17 protein-coding genes are annotated in these 26519 nt (G+C 52.3%); 5 read left to right on the plus strand and 12 right to left on the minus strand.

Annotated features, from left to right (window positions below; translation table 11 throughout):
• Positions 1–19: 19 nt before the first annotated feature.
• Complete coding sequence (locus R70723_RS32390; RefSeq protein WP_052421480.1) at positions 20–4930, minus strand: carbohydrate binding domain-containing protein; 4911 nt, start codon at positions 4928–4930, stop codon at positions 20–22.
• 286 nt (positions 4931–5216) lie between these two features.
• On the opposite strand from R70723_RS32390, the gene R70723_RS26440 reads away from it, so the two are divergent.
• Complete coding sequence (locus R70723_RS26440; RefSeq protein WP_039876959.1) at positions 5217–6233, plus strand: LacI family DNA-binding transcriptional regulator; 1017 nt, start codon at positions 5217–5219, stop codon at positions 6231–6233.
• Between the two features lie 1105 nt (positions 6234–7338).
• Here R70723_RS26440 and R70723_RS26445 read toward each other — a convergent pair.
• A complete protein-coding gene (locus tag R70723_RS26445) occupies positions 7339–8349 on the minus strand; it encodes a ketoacyl-ACP synthase III (RefSeq protein WP_039876962.1) in 1011 nt (336 codons plus the stop codon).
• A gap of 163 nt (positions 8350–8512) precedes the next feature.
• Here R70723_RS26445 and R70723_RS34430 point away from each other — a divergent pair, with 163 nt between their 5' ends.
• Positions 8513–8827, plus strand: coding sequence for an MFS transporter (locus R70723_RS34430; protein ID WP_076418572.1), 315 nt, complete (start codon positions 8513–8515; stop codon positions 8825–8827).
• A gap of 104 nt (positions 8828–8931) precedes the next feature.
• On the opposite strand, the gene R70723_RS26455 is transcribed toward R70723_RS34430, so the two are convergent.
• The 7 genes from R70723_RS26455 to R70723_RS26485 form a co-directional block, all read right to left on the minus strand.
• The gene (locus tag R70723_RS26455) at positions 8932–10275 is read right to left on the minus strand and encodes a glycoside hydrolase family 28 protein (RefSeq protein WP_081957499.1); all 1344 of its coding nucleotides are present in this window, start codon (positions 10273–10275) and stop codon (positions 8932–8934) included.
• A 25-nt stretch (positions 10276–10300) separates the two neighbouring features.
• Positions 10301–11419, minus strand: a complete 1119-nt coding sequence (locus R70723_RS26460; RefSeq protein WP_039876971.1) for a glycoside hydrolase family 88/105 protein — start codon at positions 11417–11419, stop codon at positions 10301–10303.
• Positions 11420–11436: 17 nt separating this feature from the next.
• Positions 11437–12312 carry a carbohydrate ABC transporter permease gene (locus R70723_RS26465; protein ID WP_039876973.1) on the minus strand — a complete coding sequence of 292 codons (876 nt, stop codon included), beginning with the start codon at positions 12310–12312 and terminating at the stop codon, positions 11437–11439.
• A gap of 31 nt (positions 12313–12343) precedes the next feature.
• Positions 12344–13312: an ABC transporter permease gene (locus R70723_RS26470; protein WP_039876975.1), complete on the minus strand. Its 969-nt coding sequence runs from the start codon at positions 13310–13312 to the stop codon at positions 12344–12346.
• Positions 13313–13455: 143 nt separating this feature from the next.
• Positions 13456–15024, minus strand: coding sequence for an extracellular solute-binding protein (locus tag R70723_RS26475; RefSeq protein WP_039876977.1), 1569 nt, complete (start codon positions 15022–15024; stop codon positions 13456–13458).
• A 1771-nt stretch (positions 15025–16795) separates the two neighbouring features.
• Positions 16796–17347 carry a CueP family metal-binding protein gene (locus R70723_RS26480; protein WP_039876980.1) on the minus strand — a complete coding sequence of 184 codons (552 nt, stop codon included), beginning with the start codon at positions 17345–17347 and terminating at the stop codon, positions 16796–16798.
• Positions 17348–17458: 111 nt separating this feature from the next.
• Positions 17459–18982: an extracellular solute-binding protein gene (locus R70723_RS26485; RefSeq protein ID WP_039876984.1), complete on the minus strand. Its 1524-nt coding sequence runs from the start codon at positions 18980–18982 to the stop codon at positions 17459–17461.
• Between the two features lie 291 nt (positions 18983–19273).
• Between R70723_RS26485 and R70723_RS26490 the strand changes: the two genes are divergently transcribed.
• Positions 19274–21613 carry a helix-turn-helix domain-containing protein gene (locus R70723_RS26490; protein WP_039876986.1) on the plus strand — a complete coding sequence of 780 codons (2340 nt, stop codon included), beginning with the start codon at positions 19274–19276 and terminating at the stop codon, positions 21611–21613.
• Between the two features lie 102 nt (positions 21614–21715).
• Here the strand turns inward: R70723_RS26490 and R70723_RS26495 are convergent, their stop codons facing one another.
• The 3 genes from R70723_RS26495 to R70723_RS26505 form a co-directional block, all read right to left on the minus strand.
• Entirely contained in the window at positions 21716–22423 is a 708-nt protein-coding gene (locus tag R70723_RS26495) for a hypothetical protein (RefSeq protein ID WP_039876988.1), read from the minus strand.
• Positions 22424–22507: 84 nt separating this feature from the next.
• The gene (locus R70723_RS26500) at positions 22508–24334 is read right to left on the minus strand and encodes an APC family permease (protein ID WP_039876990.1); all 1827 of its coding nucleotides are present in this window, start codon (positions 24332–24334) and stop codon (positions 22508–22510) included.
• Positions 24335–24950: 616 nt separating this feature from the next.
• Positions 24951–25367 (minus strand): MarR family winged helix-turn-helix transcriptional regulator, encoded by a 417-nt coding sequence (locus R70723_RS26505; protein WP_039876993.1) that lies wholly within the window; start codon positions 25365–25367, stop codon positions 24951–24953.
• A gap of 138 nt (positions 25368–25505) precedes the next feature.
• On the opposite strand from R70723_RS26505, the gene R70723_RS26510 reads away from it, so the two are divergent.
• Both R70723_RS26510 and R70723_RS26515 read left to right on the plus strand, forming a co-directional pair.
• Complete coding sequence (locus R70723_RS26510; protein WP_039876996.1) at positions 25506–25979, plus strand: DUF2798 domain-containing protein; 474 nt, start codon at positions 25506–25508, stop codon at positions 25977–25979.
• 68 nt (positions 25980–26047) lie between these two features.
• The gene (locus tag R70723_RS26515) at positions 26048–26416 is read left to right on the plus strand and encodes a hypothetical protein (RefSeq protein ID WP_039876998.1); all 369 of its coding nucleotides are present in this window, start codon (positions 26048–26050) and stop codon (positions 26414–26416) included.
• Positions 26417–26519: the final 103 nt, after the last annotated feature.

Here is a 26519-nt window from a genome sequence, read left to right on the forward strand (position 1 = left end):
GTCTCTGTTCTGTTCTCTGCTACAGCACTTCAACGAGCGTTACATTATCAATCACAATCTGATTGCCGGCGCTGATATTCATGTTCGTTGCCTGGCTGTTGCCCGTAATCAGCCCCATCAGGAACACCACATGCACCAAGCTGTCCGTTCCGCCGCTCATAATGAAGGTATAGCTGTATTCCTTCATTTCACTGGTCAAAGCGACACTCTCCGCAGGCAGATACTTTGTATAATCCCCGCCTTTATGCTCGACAGCCACTTCAATCAGCCGCTCTATATCGGAGCGGGCCTGAAAGGTCAGCTTATAGGCTTTACCCTGCTCCAGCTTCAGATCAGCGTAATCTACCTGTGCACTGAAGCTTGCGTTGCCTGTTCCGTTCAGATTGACGGCCAGCTCCCCGTTCAAAGCCTGGGCAGAGCCGGTTCCGTCAAAATACTGCGTCCAGCCCGCCAGCCCCTTCGCGGCATCAAAGGTTCCGTTGTCCAGAGTGCCGCTTGCAGGCTCAGCCGGTGTGCTGCTGGTCACTTCGGTAATCAAGATATCGTCCAGAGACAGGATATGCGCAGTGCTGTTGGCTGTTTTATCTGTGCCCGCAGTGGCGCCGATCAGATAATTCAGCTTCAGGGGGCTATTGTCAGCGACGGTAAACTGCGCACTGTAGGTCGCCCAGGTGGCAGTAACATCGAATTTTGCCTGCTGGGAAGCAGCGGAGGTTCCGCTGTATTCCACGATAATCTGCCGGGGTACGGTCGATTTGGCCTTGAAGCTGAGCTCATAGGATTTGCCGGCCTGCAGCTGGATGCCTTCCTGGTATAACTGGTTAGCCCAGGTCTGGCTGCCGGCCGAGCTGATGTCTATATTCGCAGTACCGTCCACTGCACTTAACACTGCTGCTCCGCCTTCACCGGACCATGTGCTCCAGCCGGTAGTTCCGCTGGCGAACGAGCCGTTCACCACCAGATTGCTGCCTCCGGCCAGAATTACCTGGGTGACCGCCGCAGAGACATAACCTTCCGCTTCTACCGTAATGGCATAGCTGCCTTCTGCCGGGAAAGCTGCAGCATTAATCGTAATCACGCCAGGCCCAATACTGTATTGCGCCGGGGTAAGTGCTGCTTCATTCACTTTAACGGCCTGAATTTTGCTGCGCCAGGTCTCATTGTCTGTAAATTGAAGCTCAATCGGCTGTCCCGTGCGGTTATTGCTGCCGTCAGCAAGCAGCTCCTGCGGCTTGGCCGGGGCACCTTTGATTTCAAATTTCACATTATCAATAATGACATCATGTGCACCCGGAATACTGACACCATCTACCTTGCCCAGGAGGAATTTCAGCGACAGTGTATCCTTAATGCCCTGGCGGAACTCGTATCTGTAATGGCCGCCTTCCGGTGTCACCTCAACGAGCTTCGTGAAGGAAGCTGAATATGACGCATTCTCTACGTTAACGCCGATCTTACGGGCAACCGTTGATTTGGCATCAAACTCAATGACGTATTCCGCTCCGGCGGATGCCTTCAGCCCGTTCTGGAACAGCATGACTGAGTAGTTCTGGCTGCCCGTATTAGTAATGCTGAATTTGGCTGCACCGTCTGTTACCGCAGCCGTGCTTTGTCCGCCCTGCTCTGTCAGCAGGCGCTCCCAGCTGCTAAAGCCGAAGTTGAAATCCCCGTTCACCAGCGGATAGTAGACCAGTGACGGATCATAATAGGTGCTGGTCCGCAGCAGCACGAAATTATCCAGCTGTACGGTGCCTAATGCGCCGCCGAGCCGGAGGATAAACTGGCCCTCATGGTCGGTAGCTCCGGCCAGTCCCTTGAATTCGGCACTGATCTCCTGCGCTCCTGCCGCAAGCTGCACTTCCTTGGATGCATACACTGTGCCGTCTTTGCCCAGCAGCTCGATTACGGCTGCCCTTGCCGAAGATGCCTTCGCGTCAAAGGTCAGCTTGTAATTCTGGCCGTTCACCAGGTAAATGCCTTTCTGCAGCAGCTGAACATCGGCTCCTGCTGCTCCGCTGCCCGTAATCTGCAGCTGCAGATGCCCGTTGCCGTCCACGGCGCTGCTTACTTCCGCCCCGCCGGATGCTGCGGTATGCCAGAAGCCCAGACGGTCAACTCCGCCGAGGTCAAAGGTGCCGTTGTACAGATGGTTGCCGCTGCCCAGCGGCGTTTTGGCGCTGTCATGCTCAAACGGAATGCTGTCAATCTCCGTAAGGCGTGCATTGCCCAGCCATACCGGAGATGTATTCGTACCCAGGTTAAATTCAACCCGTGCTGCAATATCCGAATTCTCCTTCATCTGGAACACCGTTTCATAATGCGTCATTGTCCCGGTCAGCTCGGCCTTGAGCCCGGGCGAGTACGCCTGAAACCCGCGTGACTCCCCGCCTGTCAGTCTGACATTAATGCTCCGCTCCGTGTCCGTTTTGGCGTCAAAGCTGAGCTTGTAGAACCTGCCTTTAGCCAGCGATACAATAGCCTGCGGCTGGATGGAGTAAGCATTTCCGCCGGCGCTGCTGATATCCACCTTCAGGAAATTTTGACCGCCGACCGGTTCAAGGCTCGCTTCTGCGGCAGCTCCCGCTTCCTTGTACAATACCCAATGCGCTGTATTCGGAATGCCCATGCCGGCATCCCCTTCCTTCTGCTCAGTAAAGCCGCTGTTGTGAATAAAGTTTCCGTCTTCTGCCGGGGCAAGCGAGCCTTCCAGGTAAGGCTCCTTCGCAATCGTAACCGGCACCGGCTCGCGGTATTCACGGCCGGTCAGCTCATATACACGCACATAATCGACTGACATCGACTGCGGGAACACCGTATCCGGAGTCGGATTGCCGTCAAAGTTGCCGCCTACGGCCAGATTCATCAGGAGATGGAACTCCTGGTTAAACGGAGCCGGATAGGCATTGTTCGCCGGCTGGCCGACGCTGATGCTGTACCAGTCATTTTTGGTCTGGAACAATACGCCGTCCACGTACCAGCGGAGCTCTCCCGGCTCCCATTCAAGGGAATAGGTATGATAGTCGGCGATGGTTCCGTTATCCGGGAAAACATATTCTTTGCCGGAATATACATTATCCGGCCAGAAGCCGCCGTAATGAATAGTACCGGCAACGGTGTCCGGCCGGCTGCCCCAGCCCTCCATAATATCAATCTCACCGGAAGCGGCCCAGTTGCCATACTCATAGTTTTCCGGCAGCATCCAGATTGCCGGCCACATGCCTTTGCCGGTCGGGGCTTTCGCCCGGATCTCGAATTTGCCGTATTTCTTGCTGAACAGCCCCTTGGTCTTGATCCGCGAGGAGGTATAATCCTTGCCGTTAACAGACTCCTTATGTGCAGTAATGACCAGATTTCCGTCTGCTTCTTTTACATTCTTCTCATCGTTTGTGTACCATTCCAGCTCGTTGTTTCCCCAGCCGGGATTACCGACTGCAGTACCGTCGCCCAGATCATAGGTCCACTTCCCGGGATCAATGACACCGTCGTTGAACTCATCACTCCAGACCATCGTCCACAAATCTGCAGCCGGGGTTGGGGTGGCCGTCGGTGCCGGGGGAGCAATGGAGGAGCCGCCGTTTACCGGCGCCGGGGTGGCCGCCGCAGCCTTCAGTTCGCTGCTGCTGCCTTTGGCGACAGCAACTCCGCCGCTAGTAACGCCATCGGCATTATTGGTCACCTTACCGAAGCTGCCGCTTCCCTGAATGACTGTCCCTGAAGCGTTAACGGAGAGCAGCAGCTCCGCTATCCGGGCATTGTCTGCCAGTATAATCCGGCCCGGCGTACTCCAGTTAAGCTTAGCCAGCTTGCCCGAGAGCCCGAGCGTCAGGCTGCCCGTTGTGCTATCTGCCGTGCTGACTGTATTGAAATCCCCCTTCAGGCTGGCCTCTTTGACCTTTGAGCCGATCTCGACATCCGTGAAGCCCTCTCCGGTGAGTGCTCCTTCCTCCAGCACTGCTCCGGAGACCAACTGCACGGTTCCTGTTGCTGTGCTGCCGGTGGCATACAGACGGATGCTGCCGGCAGGTTTTGCTACTTCCACTTTTTCAAGGCTGCTGTTCTGCAGGCTTACGGAATGTGCCCCGCCGCCGCGGATGGAGGTCATTCCCTTTACAGTCACTCGGTCCAGTGTGGCATTCCCTTCAGCAATGCCCTCAGTGAGGTAGAGATTGCCTTCAATTTCAGTGTTCTGCAAAAGAATATCCGCGCTGCTGAGCACAACGTTCCCCTTCACCTTTCCCAAAGCAGCCTCTCCCGGTGAAGTAACCAGCCCTGCTATCATCAGGTCTGCGATCCGGGCCAGCTCAGCCCGGGTAATGGCTCCCTCCGGCTTGAATAACCCGCCGGGATAGCCCTGAAGATAGCCTGCAGCAGTAAGCGCCGTTACGGCTTCCGTCAGCTCGCTGCCGGCTGCCGGCAGGTCCGTATACGCCACAGGCTGCTTGCCTGCTTCCAGCCGGAAAACTTTCTGCAGCGCAAGAGCAGCCTCACCCCGGGTCAGCCTTGCAGAAGGATGAATCCGGTTGTCCGCGTCCGCACTCAGATAGCCGGCGGCAACCGCCTTGGCAATGTCACTTGTAAACCAGCGGTTGCCTGCTGCGTCGGCAGGCAGTGCGGATGCCTCCTTTTTGTAATGGAATAGGCGGTTTATGATCACTGCGAACTCTGCCCTTGTAATCTGCTGATTCGGCCGGATGGTTCCATCCCCGTATCCGCTCATCACGCCAATCTCACTCCAGCGCTGCAGCGAGCGGGCTGCCCAGTGATCCGCCCCCAAATCAGTAAACGCTTTCAATTTATTAGCTGCGGCTGGCTGCTGTACTGTAGCTTCCGGCGGGGCAGCTGCGGCTGACAAGGCCCCGCCTCCCATTGGCGACAGCAGGCCTGTCGCTAATACAACGGCAGCAAGTGCCGCCGAAATATTCTTTTTCATCCTCTGTAATCCTCCTCAGGTTTCGAAATATCCGTCAATTAAATCGAAATCGATTTCGCTAATGCGTTCCATTCCCTTTCCTTTCTAAGCGCAGAACCGTACAGGCTTTTTCGTTCCCTTTCGCTGGCCCTCGACCATGCATTTACCGTTGACTTGCCCGGGGAAGTTGAATAGACTTAATTGTAACAATTTGGAGTACCGGATTAGGCTTAAAACCAGTAAACACAAGCAGTTTGAACGTTATCTGGCCAGGGTCATAATCAGGCGGAGGGTGGATATTATACAAGTGAATATTAAAAAAATTGCCGAAATGGCCGGAGTCTCTGTATCCACTGTTTCGAAAATCATGAATAATTACAACGATGTTTCCGAAAAGACAAAGCAGCGGGTGCTGGAAATCATTGAGCAAACGGGCTACTCCCCTTCGAATTCTGCCAAAACATTGGCCACCAAAAGGTCCAATCTGATCGGAGTCATCTTTGCCGGTGAGCTCAATGTGGAGATTACACATCCGTTTTTTGTCGAGGTGCTGAACTCCTTCAAAAAACAGATGGGCGTGCTCGGCTACGACCTGATCTTCTTTTCCAACGAAAAATTTGTCAGCGGCGGTGATTATTACTCCCGGTGTGTCCATTTTCATGTAGACGGCTGTGTCATTATTTCCGGAGAAAAAATGGAGACGGCCATCAGCGACCTGGATATGAGTAGCATTCCCTGCATCGGTGTCGATCTGGAGCTTAAAGGCAAGCGGTCAGGCTACGTAATGTCGGATAATTATCAGATTGCTTCCAAAGTCGTGGAGCATCTCTATCTGCTCGGGCACAGGGAGCTTGGCTTCATCGGCAGCAAGGGTGATTCCGGCATTTCCAGCCAGCGTGAGGCGGGCTATATTAAGGCGATTGAAAGCTTTGGCCTAACCCACAATCCGGACTGGTTCATTCATGGTGATGACTTCTTCGAGCCGAGCGGCTATACGGCCATGCAGCGGTTGATTGAGGGCGGCAGCCTGCCTAAGGCGGTGTTTGCTGCCTCCGATCTGCTGGCCCTCGGAGCTATCCGGGCCTTGAAGGAGCAGGGTCTGCGGATTCCTGAGGATGTGGCCGTCATCGGCTGTGATGACATCGAAGCCTGCAAATACACCAGCCCTACACTGACCACCATCCGCCAAAACAAGGAACGTCTCGGCGTGCTCGCCGCTCATATGCTGTTCGACCTCATCAACAATCAGTCCGAGGGCGGCTCCTTCGTTGTCGAGCCCGCGCTGATTGTCCGCGAATCCTGCGGCAGCAGCCTGCGGGGCTGAAGCCAAGCCTTGGGCTGGCGAGTGGTGCTGCTGTTCTCCCCTCACATTGTCCTCCAGCTGTCGGGTGCTGCTGCTCTCCCCTCACATCGCCCTTCAGCTGTCGGGACTACGGCTTTTAGCAGACGCCAATCAAATTAAGTGGAAATTCGTCACTTATTTCTTCAAAAAAAGCCTCCAAAAGCATTTTAGTGGGAAAAACTTCACTTAATTGTTCTGTTTTCACCCAAATGAACCAAACGGACTGAATTAGGTGCGCTTTTTCCAACTATTTCTCTCAAAGGGTAAGAAAACATAAAATTAAGTAGCCAAATTCCAACTAATCTCAGTTGCACTCTCTCAGAATGCCGGCTTTCCCCGTCACACTCCTATTGTGTAGAATTCAGCCCCCTTTTCCTGCCACAATCGGTATACTCCGAACCATTTCGGATTTCAATCCAGCACAAATACCGAAAACAATTAATTTCCCAACCAGGAATCATCCGCCAAACCGAAAACGTTTTCGATAATATAATCGCTTATTTCATGCAGGCATTCAAGGCACTGTTTTTCTGTTTTCGGGTATGATTTTTCGGTTATGCAGGGAAAAAGAGGGAGGAAGCACTTAAGGGCGGACTACAGGACATAGAGCACCGTTGGCTGGAGTATGGAGCACAGTTTGTTGGTACACGGAGCGTCGTTGGCCGGAGTATGGAGCACTGCTGGCTGGAGCACGGGGCATCGTTAGCTGGAGCATGGGGCACAGTTAGTTGGTGCACGGAGCGTCGTTAGCTGGAGCATGGAGCACAGTTAGTTGGTGCACGGAGCGTCGTTGGCTGGAACACGGAGCATGGATGGTAGGTGCCGGATACTGGACAGCACGCCCTGCGGACAGAGGGAAGCATTTTTAACAAGGTACTTCGTAGGCGGTACACCAATACCAGGATCTACACACTCTACAGTTACCGTGCATATTGCGCATACCAGCCGCCTCTTACCAAACTTTTTACAAATGCGGCAAGAGGCTCTGGATTTATTAACTATAGCTTTATTAGTTACAGTTTTATTAGTTACAGTTTTATTAGTTACAGTTTTATTAGTTACAGCCATAGCAACAACCGCCTATACGCTACAAAACCTCCGGCGGCGCCACCTGTTCATCCAACTGCAGCTCGGTCAAAATACCGGCATGCGCCAGTCCGGCCCCGAAGCCGTAGAGCAGAACGCGCTGGCCGCTCTGCACCTTCCCCTCACGGATTCCGAGATCAAGCGCAAGCGGAATACTCGCGGCAGAGGTATTGCCGAAATATTCAAGACTGTATAAAGCCTGCTCCAGCGGATAGCTCAGCCGCTCACAAACCGGTTCAATGATCCGCAGATTGGCGCTGTGCGGAATGAACCAGTCTACCTGCTCCAGCGTTGCTCCGGCATGCTCCAGCACCTGCTGCACGCCATGCGGAACGGTGCGGACAGCCCATTTGAACACCTCGCGGCCGTTTTGCACAAGCTTGCCTGAATCGCCCAGATCTACACCATTCACCGTACGTGACAGTCCGGTACGATAGACATGATGCGCGCCGCTGCCGTCACTGCCAAGATAATGGCCGAGAAAGCGGTCCTGCTGCTCATCTGTTTCTACAAGCACTGCCCCGGCCCCGTCACCGAACAGGATACAGGTGCTGCGGTCACTGTAATCAGTAATTTTGGATAGGGCATCCGCTCCGACAACCAGCACCTTACGGTGCAGTCCTGATGCCACATACGCATGCGCGGTATGCAGTCCATACACAAACCCCGCACAGGCCGCACTCAAATCAACCGCCCCTGCCGTCAGCGGAATACCGAGCCGGTGCTGGATGATGGAGGCTACTGAGGGAAAAGAAAAATCGGCGGTGCTGGTAGCCACAATCACCATATCAATATCCGCTGCAGATTTACCGTAACGGGTCAGCAGATTCCGGACTGCAGCAACACACAGATCACTGGTGTGCTCATCTTCACGGCTGATTCTGCGCTCCCGGATCCCTGTACGCTGCACAATCCATTCATCGTTTGTGTCTACCATTTGCTCCAAATCGCTATTGGTCAATCTGCGGACCGGGACATACGATCCGATGGCTGTAATTTTTGCACCCTTCATTCTCTTAATCACCTCGTATAGTATTTTAGTTTATAGTATCTGGTATTAGTACTTGGTACTAAGTATAACGATTCCTCTATCCATATGCAAAGTAAACTTCTGCCTCCATTAATAATCATTACACTTATTTGGGAACAATTTGACCTGAAGTAAAGTTACATACATGTTCTGGATTAATGATTATTGCCGGAATTGTACAGGTAGCGATATATTCATATTGTTTTTATTACCATGCGTTGCGGACCGTACAGATCCTGAGGAGAGATCCGTAACTATTGGCATAAGCCAGACAGTGAACCGCGTTGGACAGTTGCTTAGCCCGATTGTTTTCGGCATCTTTTCACAGAATTTAGGCGTTAACTCTTCATTCTATTTAGGAGGTGCTCTTCTGCTGCTCATCTCTGTAGCCGTTGTTTTTTTACTGCTGCTTGGAAGCAAAAAGGAGAATTTACAGAATGAACACAGTGTTGAGCTATAGACATACTTTCCCCTTTATTATTAACTAAAAAAAACCGTGACCTCTCATGAGGCCACGGCTCCGGTTAAATTCCCTACAAGGTTTGTTTGCGGCACTGTAAATTCTTACGCTTCCGCCTGTACTGCCTCCACCTGCTCAACCAGCTTTTCCGGCTTGGCAGTGTTCCTGGAGCGGCAGTTCAGCACCTCTACATCCTCACCATTTTCGATATAAAAAGCAGGCCCCTCGTGGTTCTCAACCGTTACCTGCTGAAACCGTACATCCCGTACATTTCCGAGGAAAAACCCGCGCCTGCTCATATCCGCAAGCCCTGCCATCATATCCGGCTGTCCCGGCACAGCATCCTCTGCCATCGAAATATCGACGTCAGTGAAGCTGATATCCGAAACATACTGCTCGGCCAGTCCATACAGGAAGCCTGCAGCAGCGTGAACATTACGGGCGGTAATATTGGCAAAATGAATCCGTCGGAAGCACGGCGTCTCTGCCGTCACCGGATAAGGCTGTTTATCCCAGACATATTTCTCTTTGCCCCTCGGTCCGCAGAAATAGTACAGATTCATCGTAAACGGGCAGATAACGCCATCCATCACGATATTGCTGACCCGGATATCCTCAATGGTTCCGCCGCGCCCGCGCCGTGACTTCATACGGATGCCGCGGTCAGTCTCCTTGAACACACAATTGCTGATCGTCACATTGCGGATATCTCCGCTCATTTCACTGCCCAGCACGACCGCCCCATGCCCGTGCACCATGGTGCAGTTCGTGATTGAGATATTTTCACAGGGGATGCGCTCGGCTGTATCCTCGGTTCCCGCCTTAATGGCGATGCAATCATCGCCAACATCAATATGGCAGTTGCTGATCCGCACCCCGGAGCAGGACTCCGGATTAATCCCGTCCGTATTCGGTGAATCCGCCGGATTCAGAATATACACATTGTCGATCGTCACATTGCTGCAGACAATCGGATTGACCGTCCAGCTCGGTGAATTGAGCAGGGTCACATCCTTCACCGTTATCCGGCTGCACCGGTTCAGGCCGATTAGTGTGGGACGCGGATACGCCAGCTCTTCGGGCTTCTCCCTGTGCTTATACCACCAGGGCGCCCCGTTCCCCTGCAGCGTTCCGCTCCCGGTAATGGATACATTCACCGCATCCTCTGCGTAAATACAGGGGGAATGCACCTGGCGTCCCACGCCTTCCCAGCGGGCTTCCACCGCCGGGTAGTCCGCCGGATCGGTGCTGAAGCTCAGCACCGATCCGGGACTCAGATGCAGCTCAATGTTGCTGCTAAGCCTTACAGCTCCGGTATGGAAGGTTCCTGCGGGAACATAGACTGTCCCTCCTCCAGCCCGGTTGGCGGCTGCAACCGCAGCGGCGATAGCTTCAGTCGCCGCCGTACCGCTGTCCCGCAGCGCGCCGTAATCTGCTATGTTGTACACCTGCTGCTTCACTCCTTAATCCGATTTATTCCCCTTTATCAGCCTGTGTGTACAAAGCTTCCATCTCTACACAAGCCATCACCAGCGCCCCAACGCCGTGAAGATCATTGCTTACTTTCGGACGGGTTACGTAATTCTCGTAGTCCCCCGCCGAGGTGCCGATGCAGATGTCCGGCAGAATCAGCCGTCCCTGCTCATCCTCCTGCAGCACTCCAATCAGCCCTTCGTAGCCTATCCGGGCAGCCGCCGCAGCCTTCGCCTCATCAACCGCAAGGCCCAGCTTCACCGCCTTGGCTATGGTATAGACGAACAGGCATGAGCCTGAGGTCTCCAGCCAGTTATCCGGCTCATCGCCTTTATCGACTACCTGATACCAGAGCCCGCTCTCCTTGTCCTGATAGCGGATCAGCGCCTGCACGAAATCGCCGAGTGCAGCGGCAAGCTCTGCCCGCCCCGGCTCCTCCTCCGGCAGCAGCTCAAGAAACTGCGATAGTGCCAGCCCGTACCAGCCGAGTGAACGGCTCCAGAACTCAGGGGAGCAGCCGGTCTGCGGATTCGCCCAAGGCATGCGTCTGCTCTCATCCCAGGCATGATAGAGCAGGCCCGTAGCTTCATCCCTCATATACTTGCGCATCAGCTGCTCCTGGTGCAGCACCGCCTGGCGCAGCTCCGGCTCGCCGTAGGCCTCCGCATATTTCAGCGAGAACACCCCGGCCATGTACAGGCCGTCAAGCCACATCTGATACGGATATTTGTCCTTGTGCCAATATCCGCCTTCGGCTGTCCGGTTGACGGTCCGCAGCAGACTCCGCAGTTTATCAGCGGCCGTCTTGTATTTGTCCAGACCCGTCCGCTCATGCAGTGTGAATAGGAGCAGTCCGGCCTGAACTGCATCCAGTTCATCACGGGCAAAATACAAATTACCGTGACCATCGACCAGATCATCTACATACTCCTGAATGTAGGTCAGGTAACGCTCTTCACCCGAAGCTGACCACAGCAGCTCCATTCCGCACAGGAATACACCCTGATGGTAGTGCCAGCGGTGGGCAGGAGGAAGCTCTCCCGCCCGGTACGTATCCATTAATGAATCACAGGCCTTGCGTGCCCATTCTATCGGTGTTGCCGGCAGACTGCCTATCATCGTTCCTCCTCCTTTCCTTAACCCTTCATTGAACCAAGCATAGCCCCTTTAGCAAAATGCTTCTGCAGGAACGGATACACCATCAGAATCGGCAGTGTCGCTACTACGATAACCGCCATTTTGATGGACTGGTCCGGCGGCGGAACGGCCGCATCCAGCGTGGCACTGTGATCCATACCGCTGGCCAGGACAACGATCTGCCGCAGCAGAACCTGAATCGGCCATTTGGCGCTGTCATCCAGATAGAGAATCGCACTCATGTAAGTGTTCCAGTAAGTTACCGCGTAGAACAGGGAGATTGTAGCAATGGCCGGCATGGACAGCGGCAGCACGATCCGGAACAGGATGCCGAAGTCGTTGCACCCGTCGATTTTGGCTGATTCCTCAAGCCCTTCGGGGATGTTCTGGAAAAAGTTTTTGAGAATGATCATATTAAACGCACTGATCGCCGACGGCAGGATAAGCGCCGCATACGAATCGATCAGACCCAGCTCTTTTACCACCAGGAACGTCGGAATCATCCCGCCATGGAACAGCATCGTGAACACAACCAGAAAGTTAACCACATTGCGTCCGTCAAGGTCTCTTCTGGAGAGCCCGTAAGCCATTAGTGCCGTGATGAACATACTGAACAGCGTACCAATCAGTGTAACGCCAATTGAGACACCCATTGCTTTAAAAATTGTATCCGTGGAAAAAATAAATTTATACGCCTCCAGACTCCATACCTTCGGAATCAGTACAAACTTGCTGGCCGCAATCTCCGCACTTGTCGTAAAAGAGCCCGCCACCACATGCACAAACGGCAGCACGGTAATGAGCGCAATCAGCGCCAGCAGCGTAAAGTTAACAGCGGCAAACACCCTGCCGCCCAGCGATCTGTCCTCTACCATCTTCTATTCCTCCCGCAGTCTCTCAATTCGCTTAATAAACGCCTTCTTCGCCCATTTTCTTGGACAATTTGTTAACAGACATAACCATGATAAGCCCGATGATGGATTTGAAGAATCCGATAGCCGTACTGTAACTGAACTGTCCTTGTCTTAGTCCTGCGGTATAGACATACGTATCGATAATTTCCGCTACATTCCGGTTCATGGAGTTCAGCATCAGATAGACATGCTCGAAGCCAAGATCCAGCACGGAACCAATTTTCAGAATAAGCAGGGTAATGATAACGCTCCGGATCGCTGGAAGCGTGATATGCCAGATCTGCCGCATCCGTCCCGCTCCATCCATGCGCGCAGCCTCATACAGACCCGGGTCAATCGCAGCGATCGAAGCCAGATAGATAATTGTGCCCCAGCCCGCTTCTCTCCAGATAATCTGGAGGATATACATCGGCCGGAACCACCCCGGATTCAGCAGGAAGTTCACCTGTTCGAAGCCAAAATAACTCAGCAGCTCGTTTATAATCCCGCCGTCCATCGTGACCATAACGTAGGTAATAGAGACGATGATAACCCATGACATAAAGTGGGGCAGATAAACCAGCGTCTGGAAAAATCTTTTGAAAAAGGTGCCTCTAAGCTCATTCAGCATCAGGGCCAATATAATCGGCACCGGAAAATAAAGCAGAATATTCATGGCGAACAAAATGAGCGTATTGCCGAGGATTTTTATGAAATCCGGCTCGGTGAACAGGCGTTTAAAATGCTCCATCCCGACCCATTCGCTGCCCGTAATCCCTTGATACGGCTTATAATCCTGAAAGGAAATGATCAGCCCGTACATCGGCAAATATTTAAAAAGCACGAAGAACAATATACCCGGTATCAGCATGACGTACAGATATTTGTTTCTCCACAGCCGCTTTTTGAGCTCACTGCTGCTCTTGTAGCGTTTAGGCTTCAGCTTGGAGACTGTACCCGGCTGAGCGGTAACATCCTGCATAGTTCTCTCCCTTTCTATTTCCTGATTCCGCATTCGCACTGCGGGTTTGTGTGCTTGTAAAAGAAGGCTGCCGAAGCGGCTTGGCTTCGCCAGCCTTCTGTATCCGGTGTTACTGCGTGATTAGCCGGTTAAGGAGCTGCGGCCTATTTTTTATAAACTGCGTTGTATTCTTCGATAATGGCCGCTCCGCCGCGGCTCTTCCAGGCTTCTACTTCTTTTTCAAAACCGGCTTTGTCCAGCTGGCCATAAATATAGTTGTAGGTGGCATCCGTAATGATCTGCTGCAGCTCTACGCCCTTCGACGTATAAGTGGCAGAATCGAGGGCAGCCGTAGGATCGGCAACGCCTACCTTCACGTTTTCAAGAATTAGCTCTTCCGCATGGATACGGCCAGGCAGCACGTTATAGCTCAGGTACATGCCATTGGTTTCAGCCTCACCGATTACACTGTCCTTGTAGCCCTTAACCTCGCGCTCGATCAGTTCCTTGTTATCCGTAGGCTTAGCCTTGCCGTCTTCTACCGTATAGTGAGTACCCTCGATGCCCCAATACATAAGGTTAGATACTTCAGGGGTCATCATCTTGTCGAAGAAGCCGAGGATTAATTTCAGTTCAGCTTCATCCTTAACCGCAGATTTCGGGAACAGCACTACGTTGTTATAGCCCGGAATCATCCACTGTGCGAACTTTCCGTCTGGTCCGGCAACCATACTATGTGTATCGAGCACGGCATCCGGGAAGTTTTTGATCAGATCCTTGTTCAGGGTGTCGATGTCCTGCATCGAGCCGCCGATGTACAGGCCGGCTTTGCCGCTGACGAACATGTTTACGGCATCCGTTTTACTTGTAGCTGCAAAGTCTTTGTTCATGTAGCCGCCGTCACGCAGCTTTTTGAAGAAATCCATAGTATCGATATATTGCGGGAAGGTGAAATCCGGTGCCAGCTGGCCGTCCTTCTCACCCCAGGTGTTAGGTGTGCCGAACCAGGCAGAAACCGTTTTATAGGCGCCGTATACCAGCTCGTTGCGGTCCACGATTCCGATGGTGTCCTTTTTACCGTTGCCGTCAGGGTCCTTTTCAGTAAAAGCCTGCGCCATCGCGAACAGCTCATCCAGGTTCGCCGGAGCCTGCAGGCCGAGCTTATCCGCCCAGTCCTTGCGGTAGATGATACCCTGGCGGGCCAGCGGACGTCCGATGTACAGGGAATAGAGCTTGCCGTCCACCTTCGTGTTGTTCAGGATTTCCGGCTTCAGCTTGTTGAGGTTCGGGAATTCGCTTAAGAGCGGTCCAATCTCCCAGAACTGTCCGTCCTTAATCGCTTCTCTCATCTGCACGAACGTGGTCTGGTTCTTCAGGTACGTTACCTGCGGCAGCGAGCCTGTGGCAAAAGAGGAATTCAGCTTTTCTTCATAAGTATCGGCCGGGAAGAACTGGTAGGTCAGCTTCGTGTTGGTCAGCTTCTCCAGCTCTGTCTTGATCGTATCCGGCGGAGTTTCCGCTGTGTTTAATGGAAGCATGATTTTGATTTCTGTCGGCTTCTCCGGCTCAGGTGCCGGTTCTTTAGTTGCGGCCGTGGTTGTGTTTCCGCCGCTTGTGCCTGGATCTTTAGTAGCCGCCGCTTCATTACCGTTGTTACTGTTGCCGCACGCTGCCGTCAGCATACTGAATGTCAGCAGTGAGCTGAGAAGCAGGGTGAAGGATTTTTTCGTCATACCTTTTTGACCTCCGTTTGGCTTGTAATTGGTTACATGCCTCACACTACAGCTCCGTACAGGTTACGAAAACAATCATTTACTCATTATGGGGGCTTTGGGAGGGGAGTCTGGGGAAATGATTATCGGGTGATGGGGGCGGATAAGGTGGGAGGAAGACGGTTGGTTAAAAGAGTGGGGCGGGGCGATGATGCTAAGGCAAGATCAGAGGGGTAATCGATGAGGTCAAGACTAGTCCGGGTGGCGCTATTCGCGGCTGCGGGGAATGTTTGGACTTCCGGCCGCTGTTGTCTGCAGATTTCTTGATTTTAAACCGCTGATCGCGGTGGAAATCCGCAGACAAAGGCGGACGCTGACGCTCCTACAGTTCCAAACTTCCCCTCCGCTGCTCCCGCCTGCCCGGGAGTTTCCTCTCACCTTATCCGGGTGAGAGGGGGCAGGGCTTACCCGCCGCTTGGATTTGCGGCGGGTAAATGTTGCGGGCGAGTCAACGAGGTCAAGACTAGTACGGGTGGCGCTATTCGCCGCTGCGGGGAATGTTTGGACTTCCGGCCGCTGTTGTCTGCAGATTTCTTGATTTTAAACCGCTGATCGCGGTGGAAATCCGCAGACAAAGGCGGACGCTGACGCTCCTACAGTTCCAAACTTCCCCTCCGCTGCTCCCGCCTGCCCGGGAGTTTCCTCTCACCTTATCCGGATGAGAGGGGGCAGGGCTTACCCGCCGCTTGGATTTGCGGCGGGGAAATGTTGCGGGCGGGACGATGAGGTCAGGACTAGTACGGGTGGCGCTATTCGCCGCTGCGGGGAATGTTTGGACTTCCGGCCGCTGTTGTCTGCAGATTTCTTGATTTAACCGCTGGCCGCGGTGGAATCCGCAGACAAAGGCGGACGCTACGCTCCTACAGTTCCAAACTTCCCCTCCGCAGCTCCCGCCTGCCCGGGAGTTTCCTCTCACCTTATCCGGATGAGAGGGGGCAGGGCTTACCCGCCGCTTGGATTTGCGGCGGGGAAAGCAAGTTTGTTTAACTGGTCTGCGGCAATAGTTGTGCGATATATAGTTATGTAGTGCGGGGACTGGTTTGGTGCTTTATGTGTGTTGAACACACTAATTCCCTTGGCTGCTGAGCCATTAGTACCCTGGTGCTGCTCACAGTATGAGTTAATGTTACTTTGAAATCCCGTACCCCGACGCTAGCACTCACTCCGCCAGTCTAACGGACTCAGATGACGTTATTTCCGGGATTTCGGGGTTTCGCGGAGTTTAACGGACACCAGAGACGTTACTTACCGCTGAAAGGTTCATATTGGTGCTTTTCAGCATGAATAGCGTCATCTGAGTCCGCTAGAAATCCAAAACGTGCGCAGAGCACCGGATAACGTCTCCTGGGTCCGTTAAAATTTAGCGAAGCTCCAAGAACAGAGCCTGAAGCGTTCATGGCAGCCTCCCAGTCCATTAGCCACACATGACGCTCTGATAAACAGCGCCAAGCACACCTTTATCTGCATCTCAGTCCTTGGCATCCGTCCCGCCCGCAGCATTTGCGGCGGGCGGGCGAAGAGTCCAAGACAAAGATTAAAGAGCACGAAAGCAGGTTCGTTCCCTGCCCCAAAACAAAAAAAGCAGAGCTAAGTCACTCCCATATAAGGAGTACCCCCGCTCTGCTAATCTTTAATGTTACTTACCAGCCCCGTCTGCGCATTTCCCACAAGAAGAACGGTGTCCGGCCGGCTTTTGAAATCAATATGTGTTATATACTGTCCTGTTCAACCCTCAATCCAACTGCATTGTAGCTACACACGTATCATTCTGCTCAAAGGTAGAGATCTCCGACTCTGCCTTTTTGCCGTTCTGTTCGATCGTTACATTATACGTCTTGTCCCGCGGCAGCCATAAATCGATGAAGCCGTTAGGCTGGGACTTCACGGTCTGCCTGTCCATCACCTGGTTGCCCTCGGCATCCTGAACCGATACGCTGAACTCTTCCTCCACCAGCTCTCCCTGGCAGCCGGTCAGGCTGTGAATAGCGCACGGGTGCGTCTTGTTCACATAAGGGGCAATGGAGACAAAAAATTCGTCCTCCGGCAGGCTGTAGCTGGCAGACTTCCCGTCCGTTTCCTTCACAATAAGCTGCGTGGATGAGATTGATGCTGATTCCGCTGTCAGCGTGCGGCTGCTGTAATCCTGCACCATCTGTTTAAGCGCTGTTGTATCTAATGCCGAGTCTGAGGCCGCACCTTCCCGGCTGCCATTTCCCGTGTAAAAATAGGCTCCTGCCGCAATGATTAATGCTAACCCGGCAGTCAGCAAGACTGTTTTTTTCATGGAATATTCATCCTCCTGTCTCTACTATTATAGTCCAGGTAGAGCACCTGCAAACTAGACGAATCCATGACAAAATGCAAATACAGTCTCTGCCTATCGATTAACGCCGCGTTACCCGCCGCTCTCCGCTTTGGCCTGTGCCTGCGCATATTCCTGCATAATCAGGCTGCCTCCGCCTGCTTTCCATTTTTCCACTTCTGCATTGAACTCCGCCGCATCCATATTGCCGATAATGTAGTTGTAGGTGGCGTCTGTAATAATCGTCGACAGCTCGACGTTCTTCTCATCATAGGTCGGGGAGCTGAGCGTCAGCGTCGGATCGTCCACAACAAATTGCTCATTGTCCCGGCTGAGCTGCTCGGCCATGGCGGTCAGCTGCTCTTTTTGCTCGACCTCAAGAATGTTCTTGTTGCTGATATCAGCGATCATCAGGGAATACAGCGGATTAACCTCCTTGACCCGCAGCTGCGAGGTTTCCTCCGGCAGGATTACCTTGCCGTTCTCCAGCTTATAATGGCGGCCTTCGATTCCGTACATCATCAGGTTAGCCACATCCTTATCCATGCTCCGGTCAAAAAAGCGCAGTACCTCCTTCAGCTCCTCCCCGGTCGCAATCGCCTTTTTGGAGAACAGGTACAGTCCGTTATAGTTGGGTATCGACCATACCCGGTATCCGTCCGGCCCTTCGATCCGGTTAATGAGCGTCAGCTCCGCCTGCGGATTGATCGCCTGGGCTTCAATCGAGAGGCGCTGCACGTCGGTCATGCTGCCAATGAAGATCCCTGCCGTGCCGCGGATAAATTTATCGCGCTGGACCTCCTTGCTGGTCAGGGCGAAATCCCGGTTAATGATTTTTTCCTCATATAACTTATGCATGAAGTTCATCGTATCCATATACTCAGGCGTGGCGAATTCCGGGATGAACTGCCCGTTCTCCAGCTTCCAGTTGTTAGGCGCGCCAAAATAGGAGCTCAGCGTCTTGAAAACGCCGTAGACAAGGTCGTTGCGGTCCACCAGCCCGATCGTGTCCTGCTTCCCGTTGCCGTCGGGATCATTATAGGTGAACTGCTTCATTACCTCGTACAGCTGCTCCAGTGTCTGCGGTTTGTCCAGCTGCAGATGATCCAGCCAATCCTGGCGGATAATAATCCCCTGTCTGGAGGATGGACGCTCCGTATACAGGCCGTATATCTTACCGTCCACCGCAGTCTGGCTGAGAATGGCCGGGTCCAGCTGCTTCAGATTCGGGAATTCCGCCAGATAAGGGCCGATCTCCCAGAAGGCGTCGGAGCGGACCGCATTTTTGACCAGGTTATAGTCGGTAAATTTAACAAAAGTGACCTTGCCGAGCGAATTGGTCGTCAGCGCTGTATTCATTTTATCGGAATAGACGCCCTCGGGCACCCAGGTGATATTGAGCTTCACTCCTGTCAGCTGCTCAATTTCGCTCACAATCTCCTTGGAAGGCTGCTGCGGAAAGTGCAGCGGAGCCAGAATGGAGATCGGCGGCAGAGCCTGATCCGGCTGGACAGCGTCCTTATCACTGCATGCGCTTAACACTAATACCAATAACGGAAGCAAGACAAGCAGACAGCAATACCGGGCTACCACTTTCCGTACGAGTCTTTTAAGCATTCCTGCATCCTCCTTATCCGTCTGATGGTTTGAACCCTTCTGCATTTTAACACGAGCATCTTCTCCGCTATTATAAATTTGCCACCTTATGTAATCGCTTCCTAATTCGAAATCCGTTCCATCATAAGCTTCATATGTATTAATATAACTGCTAATTATTGAAAAATTTTCTATCAGAAGTCATTATTAGAGAAAATGATTATTGCGGCACCAGATGATTATTGTTATTATCCTCCGTGATGCATACACTTAAAGCAGGCTGTTTCTACTAAAGAAAAGGTGTTGAATGCTGTGAAACACTTGAGCTTTTTGAGCAAATTAACGCTGTTTACCTTTGTAATCAGTACGATCCCGGTACTGTTCATCGGTTCATTCTCTTATCTCACATCCTTAAATGAGATTCAAAAAAATGTTAACAAAAGCAAAATGGAACTTATCTTACAAATTAACTCAAATGTAGAGCATAAGCTGACTACTGTCAATCAGACTTTGAACCAGGTCGTCAACTCTTCAGTCCTAAAAAAAGCATTGAATAACCCCCTAAATGTAACCGATTTCATTTTATATAACGAGCTGAGAACCGAAATCCGCAATATGCAGTCCTTTGATACCAAGCTGGAGGATGTCATTCTGCTGAATCAGCGTGAGAACTGGATGATTAAGAACTCCGGTCTCTACCGCCTGAACGAATACCAGAACTATGAGCAGCTGGCCAACCTGATGAATGTGCCTGACTCGGCCTCCTGGGTACTGAATCCTTCTTCCCTGTTTTACAGCGAGGAGAGCGTCAATATCACCGGCTGTGACTACAGCATCAGTCTGATCAAGAAGCTGCCGACCAATAAGCTGCAAAAATACGGGCTGGCGCTCGCCAACATTCCGGCCTGCAGTCTGCAGGACTTCATCAATTCGGAGATTGATCCGCTGGACAGCATCATTGTGCTGGATGAGTCCGGACGTATTCTGCTGCATCCCGACAAAATGCTGATTGGCAGTCCGGCTGAGGCAGGCGGCTTTAATGATTTTGCGCTTGTATCCGGCATGAGCAAAACAAACGGTCAATTCAAGACGGTTATCGGCAAACAGGATTATTCCGTCACTTATCTGCGCTCGCAGCTGAACGGCTGGACCTATCTGTCGGTAACCTCCATTAAGGCTCTGACCAAGGAATCCTCTAAGATCGGAGCCTACACCCTGCTGATCTGCGCCCTTATGCTGCTGCTGTCCATTCTGACTGCGTGGCTTGGCTCGCGGCGGATGTATTCTCCGATCCAGCGTCTTCTGAATCAGATGGGGCTGCGCCGTCCCGGGATCAAGGCCCGGTTCACAGACGAATTCCAGTCGATCGGCGAGCAGATGCATCATCTGTTCCAGTCCAAATCACAGCTTGAAAAAGAGCTGAGCCAGCATACCCGGCAGGTCCGCACTTTTTTTCTGACCAAGGCCTTCCATGGCAATCTCAAAAAACGTGAGCTGCTGGAGGAGCTGGAGCAGTACGGCTACCGTCCTTTAGTGGAAAACTGGGGTACAATGGCCGTCATTACACTCAGCACCGATTATTCAGCTGAAAGCAGCTATGACAAAAAGGACCTCCATCTTCTGCTGTTCGCAGCTCATAATATGATAGAAGAGCTGGTTCCGCCCGGCGGGCGGCTGGCTCCGGTTATCATTGACCACACTATCGTTACGCTGATCGGGAGCTTGGAGGGCGATGCCGAGGCTTTTCACCGGACGCTCTACGCCTTGACGGAGAATCTGCAGCAGGAGATCAACAATTACCTCAAGCTGCAGGTAAGCATCGGGATGAGTCTGCCCTTCCACAACATCGATAAGCTGCCTATTGCCTACAAGGAGAGCCTTGAAGCGCTGAAATACCGGATTACGCTCGGCAAGGGAATCATTATCCAATACGAAAATATCAACTCCGGCAATCATTATCTCAACCTGAACTATCCGGTGCACACTGAAAATGACCTGATGGATGCTATCAAGCTCGCGGATGCCGACAAGGCGAAGGAGCTGCTGCATAAGCTGTTCGGCTGTATTTTCAAGCCCGGGCTGTCACCGCAGGAATACCAGATTCCGCTGAACCGGCTGCTGGGCAATATCCTCATTATGATGCAGGAGTCGGGGATCAGCCTGAATCAGATCTACCATGTGAACGGCTCGCTGTTCGAGGAGCTGACGGATCTGCATATCGTTGCCGAGATTGAGGACTGGTTCTGGAGCATTGTCATTTTGCCGATGATCAGGATCTTCCACAGCCGGCAGAATGCGCAGTATCATAACATTTCCGAGAAAATCATTGATATCGTGCAGCATGACTACGATAAGGATCTGACGCTGGAGGAATGCGCTTCGCGCCTGCACTATAACGCCAATTATATCAGCAGTGTCTTCCGTAAGGAGACACAGTATTATTTCAGCGAATACCTGGCGATGTACCGGTTCAAGATGGCCAAAAAATGGCTGGAGGAGACCGATATGCCGATCAAGGATATCGCTGCCAGACTGAGATACAACAACTCGCAGAATTTCATCCGCTCCTTCCGCAAGCAGGAGGGGATGACGCCGGGCCAATACCGCGAGAATGCGGCATCCCGGCCGCGGGCAGTGCCGGATGATTACTGATCCGGGCAGACGAAAGCCGCCGGCAGTTCAGCATGGAATGCTGATGCCGGCGGCTTCGGGTGCGACCGATTAGTCCGGCCGGGTATTGGATAGCTTTCCTGACTATTGCTTTATCTGCCGGCCTTTTCTGGCCCGAACAAACCAGACTGCCGCTGCGCCAATGATCAGCACCAGTCCACCGGCTGCAATGGCAATATTCTGCACCTGCGGCACATAGACCACCAGCCGGACCGGCTCGGTATCCGCCATGCTGATCCGCCAGGTCAGGGTGTTGCCTTCCTGGCTGTCTGCATTATTAGGTCCGTAGACGTTATAAGGCAGCGTCAATTTAAAATTAACCGCCAGATTCTGCAGCATCAGCCGGACGAGAGATTCAGGCACATTAAGACTGCCGATGCCGTCAATAATTTGATCCGTATAGGCATTCAGCTTCGGCTGGGCTGCAACCTCATAACGCGTATATAGCCATTTATCTGCCTGTGCGACCTCAGTCTCTATAATGTCCAGGCTGCCTGCATTCTGCTGCAGCTCCTCAAACGATTGGTAGGTTTTGAAGAACTTATATTCCGTTGATTTGCCGCTTTGACTCTTGTCGAGCTCAATGCCTGCGGCTGCCAGCCTGTCCGTCAGCACTTCCCCCAGCTTCCCGCCGGCCAGCGACTCGGCCCGGGCACTCAGCAGCATACTGAACGCCAGCTCCAGGCTGCCGTTCTTTTTCACGGTTACATGCGCTGTTCCGCTGGCGCAGCCGGTCACAAGAAGCAGCACAGACAGGATCAGCGCGGCCAGGCTTACTCTTTTCCCCTTCAACCCTATCCCTCCGTCTCCCGTTTTCTCCATTATACACATTTAAGGGGCAGAACCGGGAATAGTCCCGTTCTGCCCCTTGGCCGGTTATTTTTTCAAATGATAGGGCACTGTAGTTATAATTACATTTCTGCGGTACAAGAGATGTGTACGGATCAGCAGACTGGACTGGTTATGAAGAATGTTATGCCAGCCCTTTTTGGGAATGAACTGCGGCACAATCACCGTCACCTGGTAATGCGATTCCCCCGCCTTGCGCTGCACGGTATCAATAAATTTGATCAAGGGATGAATGATGCTGCGGTACGGCGAGTACAGCGACACCAGCCTGATTTCAGGATGGAATTTTTTCCACTTTTCCTCAAACATATGCTCTTCCTCCCGCTCAAAGGGCACATGCACCGCAATAATCTGGCTGGGGGACAGCGACTGTGCATAGCGCAGCGAGTTCTCCACGACATGCGTAATCCCGGCCACCGGCAGGATAATCACATTGCCTTCAATCGCCAGCGGCTTCTCTTCGCAGGTAGAGAGACGTAGCTGGTCGGCCACGGCCTCATAGTGCTTGCGGATCCGGTAAAAGAGCAGAATAATCAGCGGCAGGAAAATCAGCACCGGCCACACCTGCGGGAACTTGGTCAGGAAGAACATAATCGTCACCACGAAGCTGATCAGCGCCCCGGTTGTGTTAATGGCCAGCTTGCCTGCCCAGCCCTGCGGCTTTTCACGGATCCATTTAATCATCATCCCGCTCTGCGACAGGGTAAAGGGAATAAACACCCCAACTGCATACAGCGGAATCAGATGCTCCGTGCGGCCCTCGAAGGCAATAATCAGTATGATCGACAATACGCCCAGGCTGAGAATACCATTGGAATACCCGAGCCGGTCGCCGCGGACCGTGAACATTCTCGGGATAAATTTATCCTTAGCCAGATTAACCGCCAGCAGCGGAAAGGCGGAATAGCCCGTGTTCGCCGCCAGAACCAGGATGAGTGCAGTAGTCCCCTGTATAAAAAAATACATGCCGTTACGGCCGAAAACCTGCTCGGCAATCTGCGAAACCACTGTCACCTGCTCATTCGGGGTTACACCGTAATAATAAGCCAGAATAACGATACCGGAAAAAAGCACCGCCAGCAGAATGCCCATAGCTGACAGCGTTTTGGCCGCATTGTTCGGGGCAGGCGCCTTAAAGTTGGGAATCGCATTGGAAATCGCCTCTACCCCGGTCAGCGCAGAGCTCCCTGAAGCGAAGGCCCGCAGCAGCAGAAACAGGCTGATGCCAGCGACCGGCGTACCGATCGGAGTATGCAGCTCTGCCGGAACGTCACCGGCCACAATCCGGAACAGGCCCACGCCAAGCATAATAAAGATAGCCAGCACGAACAGGTACACCGGATAAGCCAGGAACGATGCGGATTCGGTAACCCCGCGCAAATTGAGCGTTGTAATCAGCAGTACGAATAGTATGGCAACAGGTACATTATAAGGATGCAGACCGGGAAAAGCCGAAGTAATCGCATCGGTCCCCGCCGATACACTTACCGCTACGGTCAATATATAGTCGACCAGCAGCGAGCCCCCGGCAATCAGTCCGGGGTATTTGCCCAGATTCTCCTTGGACACTACATAAGCTCCGCCGCCCTGCGGGTACGCATAAATAATCTGTCTGTAGGATAAGATCAGTGCAGTCAGCAGCACAAGCACCCCTAGGGCGATGGGGACGGAATACCAGAATGCTGCTGCACTGATCGTCACCAGCACCAGCAGAATCTGCTCCGGACCGTAAGCCACCGAGGATAAAGCATCTGATGAGAGGATAGCCAGCGCCTTCGTCTTGTTCAGTTTCTGGTCGCCCAATTGCTCCGATTTCAGCGGCCGTCCGATCAGTAACCTTTTTACCGAAATCATCGTCTGCCTCACCCGACTTTTTTTAAAGTTATAGTGCCCTGGGAAGCCGTTATTAAATTCAATCCATAATATACATCTCACCAGCTGCCTGCGCAACAGATTTCATTCGCCGTAGAACCGAAAGGTATCATTAACGTAAAAATGCAGCATGCGGCTGGTTGAAGCCGCGTGCTGCAGAAGAATAACGAGTGGTTGGGTTGGGTTGGGTTGGGTTGGGTTGGGTTGGGTTGGGTTGGGTTGGGTTGGGTTGGGTAACATATTCCACCTGCTCCCTGTAACGGCTAACGGACACCAGCGACGTTATCTACGGGTATTTGGTACTTTGTTAGTCCTAACGGACCCCAGCGGCGTTATTTACCGTAGTTACTGCATTTCTAAGGTGTTTTCACTAGAATAACGTTTCTCAGGTCCGTTAGTTCTCAACTGTCTGCTTTTTCGGAGCAATAACGCCTCCTCAGTCCGTTAGAAGTATGATACTAAACCTGCTGCTACAATGCAGCTGTCGGCACGTGAAATTGCGGTTCAAACGTGAATCCACTACCGTAAACATTGAATCGTAATCAGAATGCACCTTTACTTGGCACATCATTACTAGAATACCTGCACTATCCCCCGCCTACAGCCAGTCCTCTGCCAGCAGCTGCTTCAGCAGCTTTACCTTTTCCGCGCCGATTTTTGCCGAGATCTCCTGCTCGATCCTTTGCTTGACCTCCAGCATTCTGCGGCACACGTCCAGCCCTTCTGCGGTTAGCGCTATATATTTATCGCGGCTGTTGCCTTCTACCTGAACGGTCTCTACATACCCGCGCTCCAGCAGGGCATTTACAACCTTCTGCGCCCCCTGGCGGGAGATGCTGATCCTCCGGCTGATGTCCGAGATGGACAGCCTGCCGTGCAGCTCGAGCTTGGCGAGAATATGCGTCTCTGTATGATTCAGCGGATCACCGCTGTCCGTGCTTACCTTTTCACGCAACACCTTATGCTTTTCACTGACCAGGTCAATCAGATTTAAGCCGCGGATATATTCCTTCATCAACAAGGCCTCCAGTTATCAGGTTACATTTCCAGTTTGTATGTTCATCGCCATTATTGTCAACTTGGTTGACAATAATCCGACCCACTGCTAATATGAGTGAAGCATAACAAACCTAAAGCTAAGGGAGTTTGAACAATGGGCAGAAACAAAAAGGAAGCATTGGTCTTCACCAGTATGACGTGCCTCCTGATGGTCGTCGGAATGAGCTTTTATAATGTAATTATATCGATCGGCGCAACAAGCGAAGTGTTTATTCAGGTTGCAGCAGGCTTGCTGCCGGCGCTGGCAGTCGCACTCGTGCTGGACATTTTCGTCGTCAGCAAAATCGCAAAAGGGCTGGCATTCAAGCTGCTTAAGCCGTCCGATCCTGTAATTAAAAAGGTATTAACCATCTCTTCCTTTATGGTCTGCGGCATGGTCCTCTGCATGTCCCTATATGGCACACTAGCACACTACGGTTTCGGAGACAACTTTCTCCGTCATTATCTGACCATCCTCGGGCTTAATTTCATCTGCGCCCTGCCGCTGCAGCTGCTGCTTGTCGGTCCGCTGGCCCGCTTCTTATTTACAAAAATGTATCCGGTGAAGGCAGCGGTGCAGAGCGCTTAGTTTTTGCTTGATTCAGCAGGTCCTTGGGTAATAATGGATAACAAACTGCTATGAAAGGATGTTGTGCCATGCTTACCAAAAAGGATGGTATCTCACTCTTCGCACTAATCGTAGCTCTTATCCTTATTAATATTTTCGGCACAGAGCTTGAATCCAGAATGTGGGATAATTTCACTTTGATTGCGAACTGTTTTTTGGCTCAGGGTGTATTTATTACGCTGCTGAATGTGTTTAGAACAAGCAGCAGCCGTAAACCCTCTGTTGGACTGATTTTACTGGCGCTGCTGACCGGGTTTATCACCGTTGTTCTTATCATCACAGCCGAGACAACTCTGATGAATCAGCTGCTGTTTATTTTCATCCAGGCTATGATTACCTATGCCGAAGCCTACCTGCTGCGCAAGGAGCTTAAAGGAGAGGACGGACGGCAGATTTAAAGAAGCTACCGGCTTTGTTATTGTTAGATGGCCTCAACCTGCAAGCAGTCCCGGTGCAATGAAACTGCACCGGGACTGCTTTATTTCTATAAAGGGTTTAGCG

It is taken from the genome of Paenibacillus sp. FSL R7-0273, assembly GCF_000758625.1.
Classification (GTDB): Bacteria; Bacillota; Bacilli; order Paenibacillales; family Paenibacillaceae; genus Paenibacillus_AQ.